The organism is Campylobacter sp. CNRCH_2013_0898h (assembly GCF_025772965.1).
In the GTDB taxonomy this organism is placed as follows: Bacteria; Campylobacterota; Campylobacteria; order Campylobacterales; family Campylobacteraceae; genus Campylobacter_D; species Campylobacter_D lari_D.
Window position 1 is genome coordinate 112,829 of the sequence record NZ_JAKMTD010000004.1, and the last position, 23,322, is coordinate 136,150.

General features: G+C 27.8%; 22 protein-coding genes. 3 read left to right on the forward strand and 19 right to left on the reverse strand.

Features of this window, described 5'->3' with window-relative positions:
- Positions 1 to 8: 8 nt before the first annotated feature.
- The 3 genes from L8X50_RS03535 to L8X50_RS03545 all read right to left on the reverse strand — a co-directional run bounded on the left by L8X50_RS03535 (position 9) and on the right by L8X50_RS03545 (position 3,854).
- Positions 9 to 587, reverse strand: a complete 579-nt coding sequence (locus L8X50_RS03535) for a lytic transglycosylase domain-containing protein (protein WP_220566962.1) — start codon at positions 585 to 587, stop codon at positions 9 to 11.
- A gap of 68 nt (positions 588 to 655) precedes the next feature.
- Entirely contained in the window at positions 656 to 2,227 is a 1,572-nt protein-coding gene (gene recJ / locus L8X50_RS03540; RefSeq protein WP_263660414.1) for a single-stranded-DNA-specific exonuclease RecJ, read from the reverse strand.
- Complete coding sequence (locus L8X50_RS03545; RefSeq protein WP_263660415.1) at positions 2,217 to 3,854, reverse strand: CTP synthase; 1,638 nt, start codon at positions 3,852 to 3,854, stop codon at positions 2,217 to 2,219. The genes recJ and L8X50_RS03545 overlap by 11 nt, the downstream gene beginning before the upstream one ends.
- 100 nt (positions 3,855 to 3,954) lie before the next feature.
- Here L8X50_RS03545 and thyX point away from each other — a divergent pair, with 100 nt between their 5' ends.
- Entirely contained in the window at positions 3,955 to 4,587 is a 633-nt protein-coding gene (gene thyX / locus L8X50_RS03550) for an FAD-dependent thymidylate synthase (protein WP_039617054.1), read from the forward strand.
- 14 nt (positions 4,588 to 4,601) lie between these two features.
- Here the strand turns inward: thyX and L8X50_RS03555 are convergent, their stop codons facing one another.
- From L8X50_RS03555 to dnaA, 13 genes are all read right to left on the reverse strand, one after another.
- The gene (locus tag L8X50_RS03555; protein ID WP_133319089.1) at positions 4,602 to 4,811 is read right to left on the reverse strand and encodes an alkylphosphonate utilization protein; all 210 of its coding nucleotides are present in this window, start codon (positions 4,809 to 4,811) and stop codon (positions 4,602 to 4,604) included.
- Positions 4,812 to 4,820: 9 nt separating this feature from the next.
- Positions 4,821 to 5,465, reverse strand: a complete 645-nt coding sequence (locus L8X50_RS03560) for a porin family protein (RefSeq protein WP_263660416.1) — start codon at positions 5,463 to 5,465, stop codon at positions 4,821 to 4,823.
- Between the two features lie 52 nt (positions 5,466 to 5,517).
- Positions 5,518 to 5,904 (reverse strand): preQ(1) synthase, encoded by a 387-nt coding sequence (gene queF, locus L8X50_RS03565; protein ID WP_039617048.1) that lies wholly within the window; start codon positions 5,902 to 5,904, stop codon positions 5,518 to 5,520.
- Between the two features lie 46 nt (positions 5,905 to 5,950).
- Positions 5,951 to 6,703: an urease accessory protein UreD gene (locus tag L8X50_RS03570; protein ID WP_263660417.1), complete on the reverse strand. Its 753-nt coding sequence runs from the start codon at positions 6,701 to 6,703 to the stop codon at positions 5,951 to 5,953.
- 1 nt (position 6,704) lies between these two features.
- Entirely contained in the window at positions 6,705 to 7,304 is a 600-nt protein-coding gene (ureG, locus tag L8X50_RS03575; RefSeq protein WP_039617044.1) for an urease accessory protein UreG, read from the reverse strand.
- Positions 7,305 to 7,314: 10 nt separating this feature from the next.
- Complete coding sequence (locus L8X50_RS03580) at positions 7,315 to 7,983, reverse strand: urease accessory protein UreF (protein ID WP_263660418.1); 669 nt, start codon at positions 7,981 to 7,983, stop codon at positions 7,315 to 7,317.
- 2 nt (positions 7,984 to 7,985) lie between these two features.
- Positions 7,986 to 8,453 carry an urease accessory protein UreE gene (locus L8X50_RS03585; RefSeq protein WP_052243344.1) on the reverse strand — a complete coding sequence of 156 codons (468 nt, stop codon included), beginning with the start codon at positions 8,451 to 8,453 and terminating at the stop codon, positions 7,986 to 7,988.
- Positions 8,453 to 10,150, reverse strand: a complete 1,698-nt coding sequence (gene ureC / locus L8X50_RS03590; RefSeq protein ID WP_133319085.1) for an urease subunit alpha — start codon at positions 10,148 to 10,150, stop codon at positions 8,453 to 8,455. Before ureC ends, L8X50_RS03585 begins: the two co-directional genes overlap by 1 nt.
- Entirely contained in the window at positions 10,147 to 10,818 is a 672-nt protein-coding gene (ureB, locus tag L8X50_RS03595) for an urease subunit beta (protein ID WP_133319084.1), read from the reverse strand. The genes ureC and ureB overlap by 4 nt, the downstream gene beginning before the upstream one ends.
- Before the next feature lie 48 nt (positions 10,819 to 10,866).
- Positions 10,867 to 11,064 (reverse strand): hypothetical protein, encoded by a 198-nt coding sequence (locus L8X50_RS03600; protein ID WP_133319083.1) that lies wholly within the window; start codon positions 11,062 to 11,064, stop codon positions 10,867 to 10,869.
- A gap of 275 nt (positions 11,065 to 11,339) precedes the next feature.
- Complete coding sequence (gene gyrB, locus L8X50_RS03605) at positions 11,340 to 13,658, reverse strand: DNA topoisomerase (ATP-hydrolyzing) subunit B (protein WP_115644741.1); 2,319 nt, start codon at positions 13,656 to 13,658, stop codon at positions 11,340 to 11,342.
- A 9-nt stretch (positions 13,659 to 13,667) separates the two neighbouring features.
- The gene (dnaN, locus tag L8X50_RS03610) at positions 13,668 to 14,735 is read right to left on the reverse strand and encodes a DNA polymerase III subunit beta (RefSeq protein WP_039617031.1); all 1,068 of its coding nucleotides are present in this window, start codon (positions 14,733 to 14,735) and stop codon (positions 13,668 to 13,670) included.
- 132 nt (positions 14,736 to 14,867) lie between these two features.
- A complete protein-coding gene (dnaA, locus tag L8X50_RS03615) occupies positions 14,868 to 16,196 on the reverse strand; it encodes a chromosomal replication initiator protein DnaA (protein WP_133319081.1) in 1,329 nt (442 codons plus the stop codon).
- Positions 16,197 to 16,318: 122 nt separating this feature from the next.
- On the opposite strand from dnaA, the gene ruvC reads away from it, so the two are divergent.
- Positions 16,319 to 16,795, forward strand: coding sequence for a crossover junction endodeoxyribonuclease RuvC (gene ruvC, locus L8X50_RS03620; protein WP_263660419.1), 477 nt, complete (start codon positions 16,319 to 16,321; stop codon positions 16,793 to 16,795).
- A 2-nt stretch (positions 16,796 to 16,797) separates the two neighbouring features.
- On the opposite strand, the gene L8X50_RS03625 is transcribed toward ruvC, so the two are convergent.
- Positions 16,798 to 17,430, reverse strand: coding sequence for a hypothetical protein (locus L8X50_RS03625; RefSeq protein WP_133319079.1), 633 nt, complete (start codon positions 17,428 to 17,430; stop codon positions 16,798 to 16,800).
- 121 nt (positions 17,431 to 17,551) lie between these two features.
- Between L8X50_RS03625 and L8X50_RS03630 the strand changes: the two genes are divergently transcribed.
- Complete coding sequence (locus L8X50_RS03630; protein ID WP_133319078.1) at positions 17,552 to 18,172, forward strand: DUF305 domain-containing protein; 621 nt, start codon at positions 17,552 to 17,554, stop codon at positions 18,170 to 18,172.
- Positions 18,173 to 18,203: 31 nt separating this feature from the next.
- Here L8X50_RS03630 and L8X50_RS03635 read toward each other — a convergent pair whose 3' ends face one another.
- Both L8X50_RS03635 and L8X50_RS03640 read right to left on the reverse strand, forming a co-directional pair.
- Positions 18,204 to 21,125, reverse strand: coding sequence for a type I restriction endonuclease subunit R (locus L8X50_RS03635; RefSeq protein ID WP_263660420.1), 2,922 nt, complete (start codon positions 21,123 to 21,125; stop codon positions 18,204 to 18,206).
- Positions 21,118 to 23,319, reverse strand: coding sequence for an AAA family ATPase (locus L8X50_RS03640; protein WP_263660421.1), 2,202 nt, complete (start codon positions 23,317 to 23,319; stop codon positions 21,118 to 21,120). The genes L8X50_RS03635 and L8X50_RS03640 overlap by 8 nt, the downstream gene beginning before the upstream one ends.
- Between the last annotated feature and the right edge of the window lie 3 nt (positions 23,320 to 23,322).

Genomic DNA, 23,322 nt, shown 5'->3' on the forward strand with positions numbered 1-23,322 from the left:
TTCTTGTTTTAATTATTGCTTGCTAATAAAATTCTATATTGTTCTTTATCAACATTTATCAAAAGCGAAACTAATTTAAAAGCTCTAAATTTTTCCATTACAAAAAGATCTTTACTATCTTTTAAAACTATAGCAACTAAATTTTTCATTACTTTATCAAGCCAAATATTTTTATATTTATCATTTGCTGAATGATATCTTCCAATAGCATTCCAATTAAACCCGTATCGTTGTATAATTTCATAAAGTAATCTTGCTGCTATGTCTATATTTGCACTAACTTTTACAATCTCTTTTTCGCTAACACCATAACGCTTTAAATGAATGCTATTAATTTGCATTAAACCATAATCTCTTGTTTGATTTTTATTTCTACCAATGATATTATGTTCATAAGCTGCATTCTCTGTCAAAGCTATGGCTTTAAGTAATGCCATGGGTATGTTATACTTTCTAGCCGCGATTTTAAAATCTTTATCATATTTATAAAAATTTTCAGGTATATAAGTATCACCTATAAAAATTTTTGTATCAAAAGCAAAAGTAAAATTAAAAAATATTGCTAATAATAAAATCCTTTTTAACATTTTACTCCTTTATAGTACTTATGCTATAGCAAATTTATAAATAAAAATTATGCAAATAAGTTAATAAATTATCTAAGAATTTCTTTTATAGTAAGTTGAGGGGTGATTAATCCTCTAAAATTATTTTTAGAAATACTAGCTATAAAATCAATATTTTCACCAATTTCTGGCTCATAGTCAAAATTAAAAAATAAAGCTTCTAAAGTCTTATTTCCTTGTGTTAAAATAAGTTTTATATGATTTTCATCTTTACCAAGTCTTTTTTTGTTTTTTACAAAAAGCTTATCAAATTTAAAATATGGTCTTGGGTTTTTATGCCCAAAAGGTTCAAAAAATTCCAATATCTCTAAAAGTTCAAAATCAACTTCATTTGGATCAATACTACCTAAAACCTCATCAGTATTGTAAAAATCATCTTTAGGGATATTTTGACAAATTTCATAAAGCTTATTTTTAAAAATACCAAATTTTTCAAGCTCGACTAAAACTCCAGCTGCACCTTTATGTCCACCATAGCTTAAAACAAATTCTTTAGCTTGTTCTATAACATTTAAAATATCTATCCTACCCACGCTTCTAACGCTAGCTTTAGCCTTTTGCTCACATTCTGAAAAAACAAAGGCAGGCTTGTTAAAATGCTTTGCTAAACGACTTGCAACTATACCCAAAACACCCTCATGCCAATTTTGGCCATTGACAATAATCACAGGATCATTTTCATCAACTTGTTCTAAACATTGTTTAAAAAGCTCGCGCTCTTCATCTTTACGGCTATTATTATAAGTAATGATTTGTTCTAAATAACCCATAACCTCATTAATATTTTTAGAATGCAAAAATTTATAAGAAATAATCGCATCATCCATTCTACCTGCACTATTAATCAAAGGTGCAATTAAAAAACTAATATTATCAAGTTCAAATTTATCCTTACCAAAATACTGTTTGATAGCTTTAAATGCAACTCGTTTTGAATCATTAATACACTCTATGCCTTTTCTAACTAAGGCTCTATTTAAATCTCTAAGCTCCATCATATCTGCGATAATTGCGATAGATAAAAGCTCTATAAATTTACACATATTATAATTAATCTTACATACTTCTTTTATAGCAGCAACTAAATACCAAGCCACTTGAGCACCACAAATTTCAATATCAGGAAATTCACAATCTTGTTGTTTAGGATTAATGATCGCATAAGCTTTTGGTAAAGTAGCTGGAGGCATATGATGATCGGTAATAATTAAATCAATTCCTTTTTGCAAACAAAGATCTGCTGCATCAAAAGCTGCTATACCATTATCTACAGTGATGATTAAATCTACCCCATTAAGTTCATTGATGATTTCTTCATTTAGACCATATCCATCTTTAAAACGATTTGGAATTTTTACCACATAGTCATATCCGATATCATCAAAAAATTCAGATAAAATCACACAAGAAATCACCCCATCTACATCATAATCTCCAACAATAGCAAGCTTTTGATTTTTTTCAATCGCTTCTTTAATACGCAAAGCACCCTTATAGACATCTTTTAAACAAGATGGCATAGGTAAATCACAAAGCTTTACATGTGTATCATTGATAAAACGCTGGTGTAAAATTTCTTTTATTTTGGCTTTATTTAGCATGATTTGTTAAAGATGCCTTGATAAAAGAAAAAATAGCCGGATTAACCCTAACTAAGCGTGAAGTAAATTCAGGGTGAAACTGCACTGCTAAGAAAAATGGATGATCTTTAAGCTCTACAGCCTCAACTAAACCTTCATTTTCCCCGCTTATAATAAGCCCATTTTTTTCAAACATTTCTTTATATTTTGGATTAGCTTCATAGCGGTGGCGGTGGCGTTCTTTTACGCTTTTTTGATTATCATAAACCTTACTTAAAAGTGTATTTGGCTTGATATGACACTCATAAGCTCCAAGACGCATAGTTCCACCAAGTGGAGTTTTACTTGTTCTAATTTGCTTTTCTCCACTTGCGTCAATAAATTCATCAATCAAAAAGATGATAGGATTTTTACAATTTGGATTGAATTCATGAGAATTTGCATCTTCTAGTTTTAAAACATTGCGTGCAAATTCCACTAAAGAAAGCTGCATACCCAAACAAATTCCTAAAAATGGAATTTTATTTTCTCTTGCATATTGTATGGCTTTGATTTTTCCTTCTACTCCACGGTAGCCAAAACCACCTGCTACTAAAATCCCATTTACATCTTTAAAGCTTTCTTCGACATTTGCATTTTCTAATTTTTCACTATCAATCCATTTTAAATTTACTCTTGCATCAAGTGCTGCACCTGCATGGATAATGGCCTCTGTTAAGCTTTTATAGCTTTCTTTTAAATCTACATATTTTCCTACAAAAGCAATGCTAAGTTCATTACTTGGAGCGATGACTCTTTTTACTAAAGAATCCCATTCGTTCATATTTGGCTTTAAATTTTGAAGATCTAATAAACTTGCAATAGAATTTAAAATATCTTGTTTTAAAAAATTTAGTGGAATTTGATAAATACTAGCTGCATCCACACTTTCTATAACGCAGTTTTTTTCAACTCCGCATGAAATTGCGATTTTGTCTTTTAACTCTCTATCTAAAGATTTTTCACTTCTGCAAATGATCATATCAGGGCTTATACCTATACGGCGTAATTCTCCCACACTATGTTGAGTTGGTTTTGTTTTAAGTTCTCCTGCTGCTTTGATAAATGGCACTAAAGTCAAGTGAATATTAATAGCATTGTATTTACCCACTCCAAGTTTTAAAGCTCTAATAGCTTCTAAAAATGGTAAGCCTTCTATATCTCCTACCGTACCACCTATTTCAACAATTAAAATATCTTTATCAACTCCAGCCTTTTTAATACGATCTTTTATCTCATCAACTATATGAGGGATTACTTGTATAGTTTTTCCTAAGTAATCTCCTCTTCTTTCTTTTTCTATAACACTTTGATAAACTCTTCCTGTGGTAAAGTTATTATCTTGAGTTAAATTCTCATTTAAAAATCTCTCATAATGTCCTAAGTCTAAATCTGTCTCAGCTCCATCTTCAGTTACAAAAACTTCCCCATGCTCCAAAGGACTCATCGTGCCAGGATCTACATTAATATAAGGATCTGCTTTTAAAATACTTACTTTTAAACCTGAATTTTTTAAAATAGTAGCAATAGATGCTGCTGCTATACCTTTTCCTAATGAGCTTAAAACACCACCGGTTACAAAAATATATTTAGTTTGTTTTAATTTCATAAAATAACCTTAATTTCTTTTTTTAAAATTATAACGAATAAAAAATTTTATTTTTATAAACATTTGTGTAAAATTCAATTATTTTTGAAGGAAATTTTCGATGAAAATCACATTATTAAATCATACTCCACTTTCTGTATGCTCTCATGCAACAAGAACATGTTGGCAAAGTTTTGACAAAGGTGATTGTGGTGGTGAGAAAGACAAAGAATTAATCGATCGAGTGGGAAATAAATTCAAACATGCTTCAACCTTAGAGCATTTAAATTATACTTTTTATATACAAGGTATTTCAAGAGCATGCTTACAAGAAGTTGCAAGACACCGCCACACTAGTCCTAGTGTAAAAAGCACAAGATATACTTTAAAAGAACTAAGAAATGAAAGCGAATTTAAAGAAAATGACTTTGAAAATGCTAAAAGATACTTAGTATTAACCGGAAATGAAGTAGTGGATAATGCAAGCATCAAAGCTTTAGAAAATCTGCGTTTGATTTTGCAAAATAGCATTAGTTTAGACATAGCAAAATACTGCTTACCAGAAAGCTATAAAACAGAATTAACTTTAACAATTAATGCAAGAAGTTTGCAAAATTTTATCACTCTAAGAAGCTCAAAATCAGCTCTTTGGGAGATAAGACAACTCGCAAATGCTTTATTTGAAAACTTACCTGAGGAACATCAATTTATTTTTAAACATTGTGTTTATCAAGAAGAAAATTCCCAAGATTGATTGGGAATTTTTACTTATATTTTTTTAAGAAATTCAGTTTTTAAAACAATCACACCAAATTTATCTACCTTAGCTTCAATTTCAGTGTCTTTGTTTGTAAGCTTAATATTTTTTATAGTCGTGCCACGCTTTAAAGTAGTGCTTGCACCTTTTACCTTTAAATCTTTCACAACACTTACACTATCACCTGTATTAAGCTCAGTTCCATTTGCATCTTTTGGCATATATTCTCCTTAGAATTTATAAGTATATCCTAGATATAGACCATAATTTGTTTGTTTAGGATCGTAAAAGTTTGAACCTACCTTACTTTGGTAGAAATTTCTTGTATTATAATGAGTTTGCTCAGCTTTAAAACCAAACTCAATTTCATTTGCTTGATTTAACTCATATAAAGCACCGATTTTTGCTCCATAAGTATAACCATCAAAATCTTGAGATAATGATAAAAAGCTTGTTTTTAAAGTAATATCCGTTCTTGCATAGCCACCATATACACCTAAAACAGCTCTTGTTTTTTCAAAGATTTTTGGAGTAAAATCATAACCAAGCAAAAACTTATGTGTAGTAAATTCTCCATCAATTTTTAATCTTGTGGTATTGATTACATCACTAAATTCGCTTGAATAATTATAAGCACCATAAATTCTATGATTTTCACTAAAACGATAACCAACTCTTAAACCAAAAACAGGAACATTTCCTTCTAAATCACCATTAAATTTTTTATTATTTTTAGTATGATCAAGATCAGATTTTACCTTAGTATGAAACCAACCAGCATCAATACCTAATAATATTCCTGAATTTTCATCAGCTAAAGCTAAATTTGAAACCAAAGCAATACTTGCAACTAAACTAAATAATTTTAATTTCATATTTTCCTCCTTTAAATAAGATATAATATATCCTTTTATTTTTAATAAAAATTTAATTTTGTGGTACCACTAAATCAGATCTACATTCAATCACAGTATGCACATTACCACGAGGGTTAAAATCACCTACTACTTTTATCCATTTTGGATCAAGTTTTTCTTTTAAAGTATTATAAATTTCATTAATACTTGCTTCATGTGAAACATTTCTATACATAAAGGTATTAATATAAAGTTTGATTGCTTTAAGTTCTACTACTAATTTATTTGGAATGTATTCTAAGTAAATTGTAGCAAAATCAGGATACCCACTACGCGGACAACAACACATAAATTCAGGTAAAGTGATTTTAATCACATAATCATTTTTGGCATCATTTGGCCAAACTTCCATATTTTCTACACTAAATTCTTTGATTTCTTTTTCACCATATCGCATTTATAATCCTTAGTTTGTTTTTAAAACTTTATAATACCACAATATTTTATATTTTATTTTGACAAAATTTAAAAAGCTTATCTTGAAGTAAAAGTAATTTTTCACTTTCATTACTAAGAATTTTTATACACAAACCCTCATAAAAAAGTTGATTTATATCGTCAAATGAAGCTTTTAATTCTTCATAAAACTCATCATATCCAAAAAGATAAATACTCAAATAATGCGTATAATTTGCAAAAAAATTTAAATCATTTTCTTTCATATAAGAAGGATTGATTTTAATTTTATCATTTAAAATTAAAGTATCATTTCTATAAATTTGAGTTAAACTCTCATAATTTTTAAAAGCAAATTTTTCATCCATAGCCACTCTACCAAAAATAACAAAATCAACATAAACTAATCTTGAAAAAGAAGCTAGATTAATCTTTGTATTTTGTATAAAATTTGCATTTTCTTGAAGCAAAAGTGGCTTTGGCATATAAAAAAAGCTTACATTTTCTTCAAGAGTAAAATCAATATTTTTACTCGCAAAAGAATCTTTAGTATCATATACCTTTTCATAACTTTGTGTGAGTATAGCGGTGTTTGTACTTTTCTTACATATGATTTCAAAACTTAAATGATCCTCTTTAAAAATTCCGGCACTAGAATTTAAAACATATATACTAGTTAATTTTTTATCATAAAAATTCCTCATAAGTTTAAAAGGAGGAGTAAAAAAAGAATTTTTTATGATAGTTTTTTCATTGATAGTATCTAATGTAAGTTTAAAAACACTCTTTTGAGCAAACAAATCAATCCTTTAAAAGTGTGTATTTTTTAATCCAAGTAATGATTTCTTCTAAACCTTCTTTAGTTTGAAGATTACTCATGATAAAAGGTCTATCTCCACGCATTTTTAAAGTATCTTCTTGCATGATTTTTAAAGAAGCATTTACATAAGGAGCTAAGTCTATTTTATTGATAATCATTAAATCAGACCTACAAATAGCAGGACCACCTTTGCGTGGAATTTTTTCTCCTTGAGCAACATCTATAACAAAGATAAAAAAATCCACAAGTTCAGGTGAAAAAGTCATTGATAAATTATCTCCACCACTTTCTATAAAAATAAGATCTAAATCGCTAAAGCGTTCTTGTAAAAGTTCAACAGCTTCAAGATTACAAGAAGCATCTTCTCTAATGGCTGTATGAGGACAACCTCCAGTTTGCACTCCAATGATTCTTTCTTTTTCAAGAACGCCTTGTTTGATTAAAAAATTTGCATCTTCATTTGTATAAATATCATTCGTAATTACAGCCAAAGAAAGTTCATCTTTTAAAGCTTGACATAAATTTAATACTAAAGCTGTTTTACCACTACCTACAGGACCACCTATGCCTATTTTAACCATTATAACCCTTTTAAGAAATATAAATTTTAAATGCTAAATTTTGGTGTTTTATACTCAAATAATCATTTAAGATATTGTGATTTTCACACCAATCTTTTAAAGTTAAATTTTGTAATTTAGAAAGAACCTTTTGAAAATCTTGCTGTAATTGAAAAAGTAAAATCTGCCCTTCATTTTGTGATAAAGGCACAATTTTCACAAGAATATTAACAAAATTACTCATTAAAGCAAATAAAAAACTTTCATACATAAAATCAAGTTCATTATCTTTACAAAATAAGGCATACACAAAAGGATAAATAGGAGTTTGATTTTCTTTAATGTATTGATTTAATAAAGGATTTGATAATCCATAAAGACTGACATTTTTTACAAAGCGTTTAGCTAAAAAAACATAAGCTTGACTTTGTTCTTTTGCAACTATACTTGATAAAAATTTTCTTTGAAAGACTAGTAAATTTTTTACATCATTTGCATTTTCATAAGCTATTTTCAAAGCTAAAAGCTCAAAATATAAAATATTAGAATAAAGCTGAGTTTTTAAAACTTTTTTAGCATCTTCTATATTTTTTATATAAGCAAAATTCACATAAGATTCTAAACCAAAAGAATGTGAAAAAGCTCCTATAGGAAAAGAAGAATCACTAATTTGTAAAAGTAAAAAATTTAATTTATTCATCTTTACTCTTTGATAAGTTTAAAATTTGGATCAACTTGGATAAAACTTGGCATATCAAGCATATATTTTGGCTCTAAAATTTCCTCACATTTTTCGTATTTTATATTAAATTTTTCTAAAAACCTTATGATAGAGTTTTGTTCTAAAGTAAGAAGTTTATGATCTTTATAAAATAAATTTAAGTGCATATTACCCACTTGATAACTTATTAAAGCAAGGTTGTATTCATTTTCTATGTGAATTTTTAAAACCTTTTCAGGTTTAATCTTCACTAAAATCAAAAAATCCTCATCATATAAACAATCATTATGATTTAAACCTTTATTATCAGGCATTTTTATAGCGACATCTAGTCCTTTTAAAGTCGTTGTTCTTAATATCTTTTTAAAAGTATCAAACCAACTAAGCTCTAAAAAATCGCATTCTTTGTTTAAATCATAATGCGTTATTTTATTTTGAAGTAAAATCATTAAATCATAAAATATTTTCTAGCTAAAGCTAAAGAATCAACGCTCTTAGAGCTAATAAGCTCACCATTTATTTTTACTTCATAAGTTTGTGGATTTACTTCTATATCTTGAACTTTATCATTAAATTTTAAGTCTTTTTTAGTGATATTTCTACAATTTTTTACTGCAACACATTTTCTTTTTAAGCTTAATTTTTCAGGCATATTAGCTTCTAAAGAAGCTTTAGAAACAAAATGTAAAGCATTTTCATTTAAATTTGCACCAAACATTTTTTCATAGATAATAGGCTCAGGTGTTGGGATAGAAGCATTAGCATCGCCTATTTTTGCACCTACTATCAAGCCACCTTTTAAAATAAGCTTTGGTTTTACTCCAAAAAATTTAGGTTGCCAAAGTACTAAATCAGCAAATTTTCCTACTTCAATAGAACCAACATAACTATCAATCCCATGTGCAATAGCAGGATTTATAGTATATTTTGCTATGTAGCGTTTAATACGGAAATTATCATCTAAATCATTATCTTCCTTCAAGGCACCAAATTCTTTTTTACATTTATCAGCACTTTGCCATGTTCTTAAAATCACCTCACCTACGCGTCCCATAGCTTGAGAATCACTACTCATAATGCTAAAAACACCCATATCATGAAGTTTATCTTCTGCTGCTATAGTTTCAGGACGAATTCTACTATCTGCAAATTCAACATCTTCTTTGATTTTATTATCTAAATGATGACAAACCATAAGCATATCTAAATGTTCATCAATGGTATTTTTAGTAAAAGGCATAGTAGGATTAGTACTTGCAGGTAAAACATTTTCAAAACCTGCCATTTTAATAATATCAGGAGCATGGCCACCACCTGCACCTTCAGTATGAAAAGTATGGATAACTCTACCATTAATAGCTTTAATCGTATCTTCTACAAAACCTGCTTCATTTAAAGTATCTGTATGGATAGCTACTTGTATATCCATTTCATCAGCTATATTTAAACTAGCATCAATCACACTAGAAGTAGCACCCCAATCTTCATGAATTTTTAAGCCGCATGCACCGGCTATGATTTGCTCTTTTAAAGCATTTTTATTACTTGAATTTCCTTTACCTAAAAAGCCAAAATTCATAGGGTAATTTTGCGTAGCTTTTAACATAGAATGTATATGATAAGCCCCACTTGTGCAAGTTGTAGCATTTGTTCCCTCACTTGGTCCTATGCCACCTCCTATCATAGTAGTAACACCACTATATAAGGCACATTCAATTTGAGTTGGGGAGATAAAATGTATATGAGTATCAATACCACCTGCAGTTACTATTAAACCTTCTGCACCGATAATATCTGTACTTGTGCCTATAACTAAGCTAGGATCAACTCCATCTTGTATATCAGGATTGCCTGCTTTTCCTATACCTACTATATAGCCATTTTTTATCCCAATATCTGCTTTATAAATACCGGTATAATCAACAATCAAAGCATTAGTTAAAACTAAATCCGGAAATTCTCCCTCACTTACACTTTGAGCCATACCATCTCTAATATTTTTACCACCACCAAATTTAACTTCTTCGCCATATAAAGTATAATCTTTTTCTACTCTTAAAATCAAATCTGTATCTGCTAATCTTACTCTATCATTAGTTGTTGGACCATACATATTCACATAGTCTTTTTTGCTAATCTTAATCAAAGAAATCCTTTCTCTTTTGCTTTTGATAAAGCTTTAGTTTTATTTTCATCATTGATAAAATCATCACAAAGATTATTAAAACCTAAAACCTTTTTTAAACCACCAAATTCTATTAAACTTACTGTTTTTTCTTCACCTGGTTCAAATCTCACACTTGTTCCTGAAGCGATATTTAACCTTTTACCATAAGCTTTTTCTCTGTCAAAAGACAAAAAGCGATTAACTTCAAAGAAATGAAAATGCGAACCAACTTGTATAGGACGATCACCTTTATTGCTTACTTTAATTTCTATAGAAGTTTTATTTTCATTAAGCACAATAAATTCTGATGATAAAAATATCTCTCCAGCTTTTATTTTATCATCATTTGCTATAGGCTCATGTATAGTAACTAATTTTGTGCCATCTTCAAAAGGAAGTTCTATTTGAATTTCTTCAAGCATACTTGCAACACCATCAATCACATCTTCACTTGTAAGTAAAGTTTTCCCTATACTCATCAATTCACTCACACTTAAATTTTTTCTTGCAAGTTCCATTAATTCATAACATATATAAGCTAAAGCTTCATTATAATTTAATTTTATTTTTTGCTCTTTTCTATCTTTAGCGATTTTCCCTGCATAATGAAGCATTAATCGTTGCAATTGCTGCTGAGTAAAATGCATTTTAATCCTTATAAATTTTTTAGATATTATATAACTATTTGCTTGCTTTTAAGCAAAAAATTCTATTACATTTTTTAATTCTATTTTATAGTCTTTTTGAATTTCTATAAAAGGAAGATTTAAATTTTCACATTGAGCTTTAAATTTTTGATGATTTAAAATAAGAGTGTTTATTTCTTCTTTTTCACTAAATAAACGCTTTTCTATAACATTTTCATTTTGATAGATTAATTCATAATTTTGCAAAATATATTCTTTTGAAAAAACGATATAAAGTATTTTAATATCAGAATGATTTTGAAATTTTTGTAACTTTTTTGGAGTAAGATAAAATCCTTCAATGATTAAATTTTGTTTATTTTCTATACAAATTTAAATCATACCATCTACAATAGGAAACAAAAAATCAGTTATTTTTTCATCCTCATCTACTCTAAAAGGACAATTTTTCAAGAAGTCTTTGAGCAAGCAAGGTCTTTCCACTATGACCTTGCCCTCCAGTTAAAAAAATCATTTAAAAATTAAACATCCAAATGTTTAACATCTTTAGCATGAGCTTGTATATACTCACGGCGTGGTTCTACATCATCACCCATGAAAAGGTTGAAAGTATCATTTGCTCTTTGAGCATCCTCTATGGTGATCTTTAACAAACGACGATTACTTGGATCCATAGTTGTTTCCCAAAGTTGTTCAGGATTCATCTCACCAAGACCTTTATAGCGTTGTATATAAGCACCTTTTTTAGCATTTTTTTCAACTTCATCTAAAATTTCTAAAATATCTTTATCAAATTTTAAGTCTCTATCTTTAATTTTTTGATAAATATAATTTGCCTCTTCATATAAAGGATTAGCAAATAAATCATCATTGATGATAAGCTCTTCTAAACCATTTTCAGTTTGTACATAAACACGAATTTCATTTTCATTGATATATGAATTTAAGATATTGTGATTTTGTTTTTCTAAAAATTCTTTTATGACTTTAAATAATTCTTCATTAGAAGCTTTTATCAAATCAGGATTTTCTATCAAATACCTAATCACTGAAATTACATTAAATCTTTTTTCTAATTCTTTTAAAACACTTCTATAAGCTGCAACGATTTTTAGAAAATCTTTTAAATCGTTTAATCCTATACCCTCATAAGTAGAACTTTCTATACCTGTTTCGATCAAATAATCATTTAAAGCTTTTTCATCTTTTAGATAAATTTCTTTTTTTTGACCTTTTTTATAGCGATATAAAGGTGGTTGAGCTAAATAAATATGTCCATTTGTTACAAGATCATTCATAAAACGGAAGAAAAATGTCAAAAGCAAAGTTTGTATGTGAGAACCATCTACATCAGCATCTGTCATAATGATAATTTTATGATATCTTAGTTTTTCTATATCAAACTCATCACCAATACCACAACCAAAAGCTGTGATCATATTTTGAATTTGTTCACTTTTTAAAATTTTATCTAGTCTTGCTTTTTCAACATTGAGTATTTTACCTCTTAAAGGTAAAATCGCTTGGAAAGTTCTTTCTCTACCTTGTTTTGCAGAACCTCCCGCACTATCACCCTCAACTAAATAAATTTCACTTTCACTTGGATCTTTACTTTGACAATCAGCTAATTTTCCTGGCAAAGTCCCTACACTTGAACTTTCTTTTTTACGGGTTAATTCTCTAGCTTTTTTAGCTGCTTCTCTACCACGAGCTGCCATTAAAGCTTTATTCATGATAGCTTTTGCTTCAATAGGATTTTCTTCAAAATATTTTGTCAAATACTCAAAAGAAGCCTTAGAAACTATAGGTCTAACATAACTTGAACCTAATTTTCCTTTAGTTTGTCCTTCAAATTGTGGCTCAGGTACTTTAACACTTACAACTGCTATTAAACCTTCTCTTACATCATCACCTGTGATTTTAGAGTCTTTCTCTCTAGCACTAGCATTTGCTTCAATGTAATTGCTAATAACACGAGTTAAGCCCATTCTAAAACCTGCTTCGTGCGTTCCACCATCTGGAGTTTTGATATTATTTACAAAAGAAAGTAAATTTTCACTATAACTATCATTATAAAGCAATGCTACTTCAACATTTACATCTTCTTCATCTACATTAAAAAATATAGCCTTAGTTAGAGCTTGTTTTTTATTTAAATCTGTAACAAACTGACTTATACCACCTTCAAAATGAAAACTTTCTGCTTTTCCTACGCGGTTATCTTTAAAATTTATAGTAATTTTTGGATTTAAATATGCAAGTTCACGAAATCTTTTAGCTAAAATTTCATAATCAAAATCAGTCACTTCAAAAATTTGATCATCTGGCCAAAATTCTATGATTGTTCCTGTTTTTTTACTTTTACCTATGGTTTCAAAATTACTTGTAACTTTACCTTCTGAAAATTCTTGGCGATAAATTTCTCCATCTCTATGCACTGTAGCAACTAATTTTTTTGATAAAGCATTTACAACGCTTACACCAACCCCGTGTAAACCACCTGAAACTTTATAAGTATCTTTATCAAATTTTCCACCTGCATGAAGCACGGTTAAAACTACAGTTAAAGTAGGGATATTTTCAGTAGGGTGAATTCCCACAGGAATTCCTCTACCATTATCACTTACTATACAAGAACCTTCTGTGGTGATTTCTACATTAATCGTATCACAAAAACCTGCCATAGCTTCATCGATAGAATTATCCACTACTTCATAAATCATATGATGAAGACCGCCTATGTTGGTATCACCTATGTACATACCAGGACGTTTTCTAACAGCTTCTAAGCCTTTTAAAACTTTAATATTTCCTGCGCCATAATTTTGATTTTCTTGCATTTATTTTCCTTATAAAATAACTGGCATAATTACTGTTTGTAATTCTTCACTTGAAACTAAAAACGCCATATGAGGTTCATTTATGCTAAGTTTGAATGTTTCACTTTCAATAGAATTTAAAAAATCAGTGATGAATTTATTTTTAATGCAAAGATTAAATTCTTCATCTATGTTTAATTCCATTTCAAGTTCAGTTTTTGCTTCCATATTATCTAAACTAATACCTTCAAATACAAGTTTATCTTTATGGAAATTTAATTTCATTTTTTCAGTAATTACATTGATTTTTTTCAATGCATCCATAAATTCTTCTGTTTTAAAAATAAATTCTTTTGTAATATTTTTTGGAATTACTCTTTCATAATCAGGGAATTTATCATTAATAAGTTTTGTGAAAAACTCAAAATTATCATTTTTTGCAATCAATATATTTTCATCATAATAAATTTCAATTTTTTCAAAAAAGATTTTTTGCATTTCTAAAATAGCTTTTTTAGGGATACAAAGATTAAATTCTTTTTCATTTGTTTTATTTAGTGTAAAAACTGCTAAGCGTTTAGTATCTGTTCCTACAAAGCTAATGTGGGTTGTTTTTATATCAAGTAAAGCACCATTTAAAGAATACTTTGGATTATTTGTATCAACTGCAGGTAGGATTTTTTTCAAAGATCTACTTAAATCACTTGAATCAATATCAAATTTATCTTTTCCTTCAGTGCTTGGGAAATTTGGAAAATCTTCATAATTAAACATAGGAAGTTTATATTTAGTTCCTTTTTGTCTAATAAAAAGGAAATTTTCTATAGTTTCTAAGACCACATCTTCATTATTTAAACTTTTAATGATATCTAAAATACTTTTAGCATTAGCAGTTGCAAAACCTGCACTTTCAACTTTGATTTTTTTGATTTTATAGTTAATACCTATTTCATAGTCACTTGCTCTTATGATTAATTTATCTTCAACTACTTCAAAAAGTAAGTGAGAAGCGATGTTGCTTGAGTCTTTTTTATCTACATAAGAGTTAGTTAAAACTATGGCAGATTCTAAAGTGTTTTTATTAATGCTAATTTTCATTTTTACTTCCTTTGTTTTTTAAATTTATTTTATCATAATAATAAGCAATGTGAAAATGTGAAATGCTTTTTAAAAGCCTTTTTTTATAGAAATTTTACTCATAGAATAAAATTTTTTATTTTTCACTTTTATTCACAGGGTGCTTTTTATTTTTGTTAAAATTTTATTTCTTAATTCTTCTACTATGGCTTTTAGGTTTTCATTTTCGCTCATTAACTCTTGAATTTTTTTAATATTATGTGAAATGGCAGTGTGATCTTTCATATTAAAAAATCTAGCAAGTTGAGGCATAGACATAGTTGTAAGCTCTCTTGCTAAATATATCACAACCCTTCTTGCCATAACGATATTTTGTGTTTTTTTATTTGATTTTATATCATTTGATTTAAGATTATAGCTTTTTGAAACATCAGCAAGTATGTCTTCAACACTAATATTTTCTTTTGTTTCTTTAATGTGATCTTTCATAAAGCTTTTAACGATTTCTAAAGTGATTTCTTGATTAAAAAGCCTTGCTTGGGCATTTAGATTTGTAATCATACCTTCAATTTCTCGGATGTTATCTCCCATTGAAGTAGCGATGTAGCTTATAACTTCAGGTTTGAGATAAATAGCATTAAATTCACATTTTTTCTTGATAATTGCGATTTTTGTATCAAGCTGAGGTGGAGTGATATCTGCGATGATCCCATTTGCAAAACGGCTTTTTAAGCGTTCTGTTATACCTTTTAACATATTTGGAGGATTATCACTTGTCATGATGATTTGTCCAAATTTTTCTTTGATTTCATTAAAAGTAAAGAAAAATTCTTCTTGAATTTTATCTGTTTTACCTAAAAACTGCACATCATCGATGAGTAAGACATCACAATTTTTGTATTTTTCATGAAATTTACTCATAGTTTTGTTATTTAAATGCATGGTAAAATCATTGATAAAATTATCACTTGTAGCATAAATAACCTTATATCCATTATCTAAGCACACATTTCCGACAGCTTGAAGCAAGTGAGTTTTTCCAAGTCCTGTAGGACCATAGATAAAGATAGGGTTGTATAATTTTCCAAGTTTGCTTTTATCGGTAATGGCTTTGCAAGTTGCATAGGCAAATTGATTAGAATCTCCTACAACAAAGCTTTCAAAAGTAAAAGAAGGATTTAAAATAGTACTTTGAAATTTAATCTGTGAAATATCTGTAGAAAAATGTTTTTTCTCTATCTTTTGATCATTTGTGATGATTTTAACTTGAGGATTAATTCCTGTTTTTACTTCATAAAAATAAGCTAGTTTTTGTGCGTATTTTGTTTGTATAAATTTAGCCAAAAAATGATTTGGTGCGATAAATACTAAGATATTATTTTTACTTAATTTTTCACTAAATTGTAAGTGAGAAATGTAAGTATTGTATTCGTTATTGCTAATTTCAGTTTTAAATTCAAGTAAAAAATCTTTTATATTCATTATTATTCTTATAAATTATGATGTAAAACTTGAAATTCTAGCTTATTTTTTATAAAAAATGGTTAAAATTATTCACATAAAAATTTAAATTTCACATCTATGTGAATAAAAAGGTGAAAAGTTTGAAAGTTTTAGGGATAGATCCTGGTTCTAGATATTGTGGATATGCTATTGTAGAAAGAATAAATAATAAAAATCAACTCATAGAAGCAGGACTTATCAAAATCAAACCCAATAATTTACAGTATCAAATCACAGAATTATGTGAAGGACTTGATCTAATCTTTAAAAATCATCAGTTTGATGAGGTAGCTATAGAAGATATATTTTTTGCTTATAATCCAAAAACGGTTCTAAAACTAGCACAATTTCGTGGAGCTTTGAGTTTAAAAATCTTACAAATTCATGGAGAATTTGCAGAATATACACCTTTACAAGTGAAAAAAACCGTAACAGGTAAAGCAAAAGCTACTAAAGAGCAAGTAGCTTTTATGGTAAAAAGATTACTTGGAATTTCAAAAGACATCAAGCCACTTGATATTACCGATGCTATCGCAGTAGCTTTGACGCATTTAGCAAATTTGAGAGTAAAAAAGTGATTTTACTTTCCATTTCCTATAAAATAAATTTCAACATCATGTAGAAGTTTTTCACATACAGCAGAATCAGTATTTTTTTCTACTACTAGGTTGATATGATTTTTGGTATCTCTAAAACTTCCTGCAGATTTTGAATTTTTTAATTCTAATTTTTGATTATCTTTTAAATATTTAATAGTTATTACAAATTTATGTGCCGCGGTAGCTTCGCCTAGATTTGTTTCTATCAAAACATTCATATTTGATGCTTTTGCTAGGGTTGCTTGAGTTTTGTTAATCACTTCTTTCATTCTTCTATTGAGTTCTAAAATTCTTGAGATGAATTTATTATCTATACTTTCAAATGCTATTTTTAGTTTATTCATAATTTCTTGATTAGTAGGTTTATCAGGTGCTACATAAACCATATAAAGTCCATTTTTAATATCTACTTTAGTGCTTTTAGTATCACGCCCACTACCAAAAACTTTTATATATATAGCATTATCAAGATATACTCTATCTATCATAGGACCATAGATTTCATATTCTCTTTTTCTTACGATTACTTCTCTTGCGGCTACTTGAATTTTTACTGAACAATCATGAATTATAGGTTCCATTTCTTTTTTTATTTCAAGTAGTTCTTTTAGCATATAACATCCTTATTATTTTTTTAGTATTATAGATTATAACAAAAAAATGTTTTTTTCTTTGTTAATTTTAGTTTATATAATTTTTATAACATTCCAAAGTTATTTTAAAAAAAGGAAAAAAATGAAAATTAAAACTATAGTTTCAAGTTTAGTTTTAGCAAGTACTTTATTTGCTGCAAATTCTCATCATGCTCATCATGGAGCTTCTGGAAGTATTTCATCACAAATCATGATGAGTATGCATGAACCTATGATGAAAAATCCTTTAGTACAAAGCAATGACATAGAAAGAGATTTTTTAGCTAATATGATTCCACATCACCAAGGTGCTATTGATTCATCTAAGCTTTTATTAGAACATACTAAAAGTGAAGAGATGAAAAAAATCGCTCAAAATATCATAAAAGCTCAAGAAAAAGAAATCCAAGAATTTCAAGAAATTCTAGATAAAAATCTTTATACAAAAACTCAAATTGATGAAGAAACTTATAAAAAATTCGTTCAAGAAGAAAAAGAGTTAATGCAAAAAATGATGATTTTAATGAGTTCGGTTAAAGAAAGCAAAAACATCAATAAAGACTTTTTAGAAGCGATGATAGCACATCATCAAGGTGCAGTAGATGCTTCAAAACAAATTTTATTTTACTCTAAAGATAAAACTATCACTGATATTGCTAAAAAAATCATCTTAGATCAAGAAAAAGAAATTCAAGAATTTACGAATTTGTTAAAGTATATGTAAAAATAGGTAGTTTGGTAAAACTACCTAGATATCATTTTGCATTTTCATAGATCATATTAAACATTGTATTTGCTATTTTGTCTTTGAAGTCATTATTTTGAGTAAATTGTTTAAAAAGTTCCAAATTTAAATTTAAAAGATCTTGAATTTTGTCTTCTAAAATTTCATCAAATCTAATGCGCGAATTTTGCATACCTGATTTGTTAAAAGTTTCGCGTATTTCTTCATTTTTTGCTATATCATCTTTTATATCATATAAGATTTTAGCTATTTTGTCGCTTTCGTTAAAGTCTATATTTGCGTATTTGTTGTTAAAATCTTTAATGATGTTTGAAAGCTCTTCTAATTCAGCTTCGGCACTTTTACTCGAACCATCTGCAAAAGAAGGTTTTAGCTCTCCATTTCCTTGCAAAATGATATCTTGTGTTTTATCAAGTTGTAAGCGATAACTATCAAAATCCACATTATCTAAAATTCCTTTAGCTAAATCCTCTGGTTTAGGTAAGATAATCTTACTAGTAAGTTTTTTAAGTAGTATATAAAGCTTTTCAAGTTCTATATCTTCATAGGGTAATATTTGAGCTAAAAAAGAATACTCTTTAAGATAAGTCCTTGCTTTATTATAAAAATCTAATTTTTCATCATCACTTTTTTGATCAAATCTAGTTAACATTGTGTCTAATTTTGAATGAATGACATTTTCTTTTTCATTTTTTAAAATGGCATTTGTAAAATCATCTATTTCTTCTTGGGTGTAAATTTCATATTCATTTAGATTTGCTTTTAAATCAAAAATTCTATTATCATCTGTAGCTTCACTTAAGTAAGTTTGCTCATAAAATACACTAAAAGATTTTGCTATATCTTCATGGGTGTTTGCAAAGTCTAGTACGAAAGTATTTTCTTTGTTTTTGCAAGTTCGGTTTAGTCTTGATAGAGTTTGCACTGCACTTACTCCGCTTAATGCTTTATCTACATACATCGTATGTAATAATGGCTCATCAAATCCGGTTTGGTATTTTTCCGCAACGATTAAAAAACGATACTCATTTTTTTTAAACTCATCTTTTAAAGCATTTTCTGAAAAACCATTCAAACCACTTTCGCTATAAATTTCACCTTCTAAATTTACTTCACCTGAAAAAGCCACTATAGCTTTAAAATGTGGATAATTTTTTCTTAAATACTCTCTAAAAACAAGATAATACTTCACAGCATTTTCTCTTGAGCTTGTTACAACCATAGCTTTTGCTTTGCCATTTATCTTTTTAAAACTATTTTGGAAAAAATGCTCACACATGATTTGTGATTTTTGTTCGATTGTTTTTATATTGTTTTGGACATAGGCTTTTAGTTTTGCGTTTGCTCTTTTTTTATCGTATTTTGGATTGTCATTTGTGCAAGATATGAGTTTATAGTAACTTTTATAAGTTGTATAGCCTTTTAATACATCGAGTATAAAACCTTCTTCTATGGCTTGTTTCATCGAGTAAAGATGAAAAGGGATAAACATTTGTTCTCCATTAACATCACAAGGCATACCAAACATTTCTAAGGTTTTTGGCTTAGGCGTAGCGGTAAATGCAAAATAAGAAGCATTACTTTGGAGTTTTTTATTTTTTATGATTTCTAAAATTTCATCATCTAAATTTTGATTTTCATCATAGCTTTTGCTTCTTATGACTTCAGCCATTTTTTGAGCATTGCTTCCGCTTTGGCTAGAGTGTGCTTCATCGATGATGATAGCAAAAGTTTTGCTTTTTAAGGTTTTGATCTCATCTAAAATGAAAGGAAATTTTTGTATGGTTGTGATGATGATTTTCTTACCTTCTTCTAAAGCATTTTTAAGCTGTTTGCTTCCATGAGTGATGGCTTCGACTAGGTCTTTTGTCTTCTGTGAAAAAGATTTTACATTTTCTCTTATTTGCCTATCAAGCACTTTTCTATCGGTTACTACGATGATAGAATCAAAGATATTTTTTTCAAGTCTATGCAAGCTTACGAGATTATGTGCAAGCCAAGATATAGAATTACTCTTGCCACTTCCTGCACTATGTTGTATCAAGTAGCGTTGCCCTGTGCCGTTTTCTTTTGCATGGGCGAGTAGTTTTTCTACTACATCAAATTGATGGTATCTAGGAAAGATGATGATTTCTTCATTTTTCTTTTTCACAACTTGTACAAAATTAAAAAATAAATTTAGCAAAGTATCTTTTTTAAAGATTTTTTCCCATAAATAAGCTGTTTTTATGCCATCACTTGGTGGGTTGCCTGCTCCATTTGCTAAGCCTATTTTGCCACTACCATTGTTTAAACCAAGATTAAAAGGCAAAAATGTAGTCGCATCTTGATCTAATTTTGTACTCATATAGCAAAGATCATTATCTAGTGCAAAATGCACTATAGTAAGGCTAAATATAGCTTCTTTTGGGTTTCTGTCTTTTTTATACTGATCTATAGCATGGAAGACATTTTGTCCGGTGAAATGGCTTTTAAGTTCTATAGTGATAAGGGGCAAGCCATTTAAAAAGATCACCATATCAAGGGAGTTTTTATTTTGCGTGCTATAGTGAAGCTGGCGTATGATAGAAAGGGTATTTTGCTCGTATTTTTTCACGCTTTCTTCGTTTGCACTAGTGTTTGGTTTTGAAAAGGCTAGGTAAATTTTAATGCCTTTGATCTCCACATAGCTTTGTAAGACTTTGACTATGCCTTTGGTTTTAATCTGTGAGAAAATACGATTAAAAAGTTCTTTTTTATAGTTTTGCCCACAACGCTTTTTAAGCTCTTCTAATGCTACACTTTGCGTAGCTTGTAAAAAATTTTCAAAAAGCTCTACATCTAAACATAAATTTTTATCGTAATTTTCATTTGTTCTTTTGATATAAGCATGGTTTTCTAACAAATATGATTCTATAAAATTTTCTAAATCTTTCTCTTTGTAGTTAGTCATTGTTTTTTCCCATCATCTTTTCATAATGTTCTTCATATTTTAATTTATTAAAAAAATTCTCAAATGCTTCAAAAAACATATTTATATCAATGTCTTTTATATCTGATATATTTTCTCTATCAGAATGAGATTCTCTACTTATATATCTATAGAAAGCTTTATATTGTATATCATTTGCAAAATACTCATTAATAATATCAATCAATTTTTTTGCATACACAAAGCCTATAAAATTTTCTAAAATATTTCTCATTGTATTAGGTATTATCGCTTTATGTGCTTTTTGTTGTTTATAATCTTTTAATATTTGCCAATAAGCTTGATAATCATTTAAAATTTCATCTCTTTTTAAGCTACTAATACAAGAAAAATTGTTTTGATTTTTAAATATTCTAAATGAATTAACATTATTCTTTTGTTCTTCTTTTTTAATAATTATAAAAAATTCATGATAAAAATACAAATTATGTGTAAAAATAAAAATTTGTTTATATAAAGCATTTTTAAAAAAAATGTGTTTTATAAGTTGGGCTATCTCATAAACATAATTAAAAGAAAGGCTAGAAATAGGATCATCAATTACGATAATTTTATCTAAAATTGCTTCATCTTTTTCTTTTTTGCCTTGACATAGCTGTAAAAAATACAAAAATGAAATTAAAGTTTTTTCACCTTCGCTTAAGGTTTTAAAACTAGGTTTATTTTCTCCTTCTCTTACGATAATGTATTCTTGTTTTTCATCATCTTGAACTTTGATATAAAAACTTAAAATTCCTAAATCTTTTAAATAATTGTTTATCCTATCAACTGCTTCTTGGATATTAATTACCTCTTTTTGTTTTTCTTTTATGGTATTTTCTATATGTTGTATGCTATCTTTGATAGTTTGATTTTCTTTATCTAAAACTCTTTTATTTATTTCCTGTTCCTTTTTATTTTTGTTGTATTTTTCTATAATCTCTTTTTTTTCAAAAATCGCAAATTCCCAAAATTGTTTTTCTAGTTTTTCTCGTTCGTCTTCTGGATTTTCTAACTTGCTATTAAATTCTATGATTTTTTGCTGTATTTGTTTAAGATAATTATTTAAATTTTGAAATAGTTCTTTGGTTTTTTCTAATTCTATTTTTTTACTAGGTTCTTTAAGTTTTTCTTGAATTTTTTTAATATTTTCTTCAAGTTTTGATTTTACTTGAGAATGTAATTTTTCAAATTCCAAATCTTTACTATCTAAAATATCTCTTCTATAAAAAGTTTCTATACTTGGTATATTTGAAAATAAATTTTGATATTCATCATTTAATTTTTCCAATTCTTTTATTCTTTCTTCATATGTTTTATCAAAATAATCCTCTAAATAGCTTTTAAATTCTTGAGTGATTGTATCTTTTTGACAAAAAGGACAAGTTTGAGAATCTTGCAAAACATACTTATCAAAACCATCTTTTACCCAATCTTCATTTCCTAGCTTATTAATTAAATCTGCGATAATACTATCTTGATTACCTACTATTATTTCATTAAATATTAAGTTATTTTCTATATTTTTAAATTCTATATTTGAAATTTCATTGATATTTTCTAATTTAATTTGTGTTGTGTCAGTAAGAATGTTATATTGTTTCTTTAATTCTTCTAAATTTATATTTTGATTTATTGCATCAAGAGTTAAAAATTCTTTTATTTTCGGATTTATAAAATTAAGAAAACTATCTTTGCTTCCCATTTTTCCTTCAAAAAAATCTTTAAAATTATCACTATGATTTTGCTTGATTTTCCAAATATCATCTTTAAAATCATTTTCTATTTTTATTATATCTTTTTGCTTTTCTTTTAATTTTCTTTCATTTTCATCTTGGTTAGATTTTAATTTTATTAATTCTTTTTGTAAATTTTCAATTTCTTGTTTTATGCTTGTATTTTCTTCAGATAGTGTAAAAATTCCTTGCTGTTTGTCTGTATCATAAAAGTTTTTTTCAATAAAATCTTGATTATAAACTAAAATTTGTTGTTCATTGCTTAAACCTTCTATTTTACAATCTTTAAAGTTTTCATCTTCTTGATTTGCTAAAAATTTAGAAATTTGCGTTTTTCCTGCTCCATTTAAACCATAAATCAAATTAATGCGTTTATTTGTTTCTAGAGTTGTTTCATCTTTAAAACTTGCTACATTTTTCATAGAAATTTTGGTAATCATCTT

Coding starts and splice junctions, on each gene's coding strand:
- L8X50_RS03625 (WP_133319079.1), bottom strand. CDS start 17,430: ATGCTAAAAGAACTACTTGAAATAAAAAAAGAAATGGAACCTATAATT.
- ureG (WP_039617044.1), bottom strand. CDS start 7,304: ATGGTTAAAATAGGCATAGGTGGTCCTGTAGGTAGTGGTAAAACAGCT.
- L8X50_RS03535 (WP_220566962.1), bottom strand. CDS start 587: ATGTTAAAAAGGATTTTATTATTAGCAATATTTTTTAATTTTACTTTT.
- L8X50_RS03580 (WP_263660418.1), bottom strand. CDS start 7,983: ATGAATAAATTAAATTTTTTACTTTTACAAATTAGTGATTCTTCTTTT.
- dnaA (WP_133319081.1), bottom strand. CDS start 16,196: ATGAATATAAAAGATTTTTTACTTGAATTTAAAACTGAAATTAGCAAT.
- thyX (WP_039617054.1), top strand. CDS start 3,955: ATGAAAATCACATTATTAAATCATACTCCACTTTCTGTATGCTCTCAT.
- dnaN (WP_039617031.1), bottom strand. CDS start 14,735: ATGAAAATTAGCATTAATAAAAACACTTTAGAATCTGCCATAGTTTTA.
- gyrB (WP_115644741.1), bottom strand. CDS start 13,658: ATGCAAGAAAATCAAAATTATGGCGCAGGAAATATTAAAGTTTTAAAA.
- L8X50_RS03560 (WP_263660416.1), bottom strand. CDS start 5,465: ATGAAATTAAAATTATTTAGTTTAGTTGCAAGTATTGCTTTGGTTTCA.
- L8X50_RS03555 (WP_133319089.1), bottom strand. CDS start 4,811: ATGCCAAAAGATGCAAATGGAACTGAGCTTAATACAGGTGATAGTGTA.
- L8X50_RS03635 (WP_263660420.1), bottom strand. CDS start 21,125: ATGACTAACTACAAAGAGAAAGATTTAGAAAATTTTATAGAATCATAT.
- recJ (WP_263660414.1), bottom strand. CDS start 2,227: ATGCTAAATAAAGCCAAAATAAAAGAAATTTTACACCAGCGTTTTATC.
- L8X50_RS03640 (WP_263660421.1), bottom strand. CDS start 23,319: ATGATTACCAAAATTTCTATGAAAAATGTAGCAAGTTTTAAAGATGAA.
- L8X50_RS03585 (WP_052243344.1), bottom strand. CDS start 8,453: ATGATTTTACTTCAAAATAAAATAACGCATTATGATTTAAACAAAGAA.
- queF (WP_039617048.1), bottom strand. CDS start 5,904: ATGCGATATGGTGAAAAAGAAATCAAAGAATTTAGTGTAGAAAATATG.
- L8X50_RS03545 (WP_263660415.1), bottom strand. CDS start 3,854: ATGAAATTAAAACAAACTAAATATATTTTTGTAACCGGTGGTGTTTTA.
- ureB (WP_133319084.1), bottom strand. CDS start 10,818: ATGCATTTTACTCAGCAGCAATTGCAACGATTAATGCTTCATTATGCA.
- L8X50_RS03630 (WP_133319078.1), top strand. CDS start 17,552: ATGAAAATTAAAACTATAGTTTCAAGTTTAGTTTTAGCAAGTACTTTA.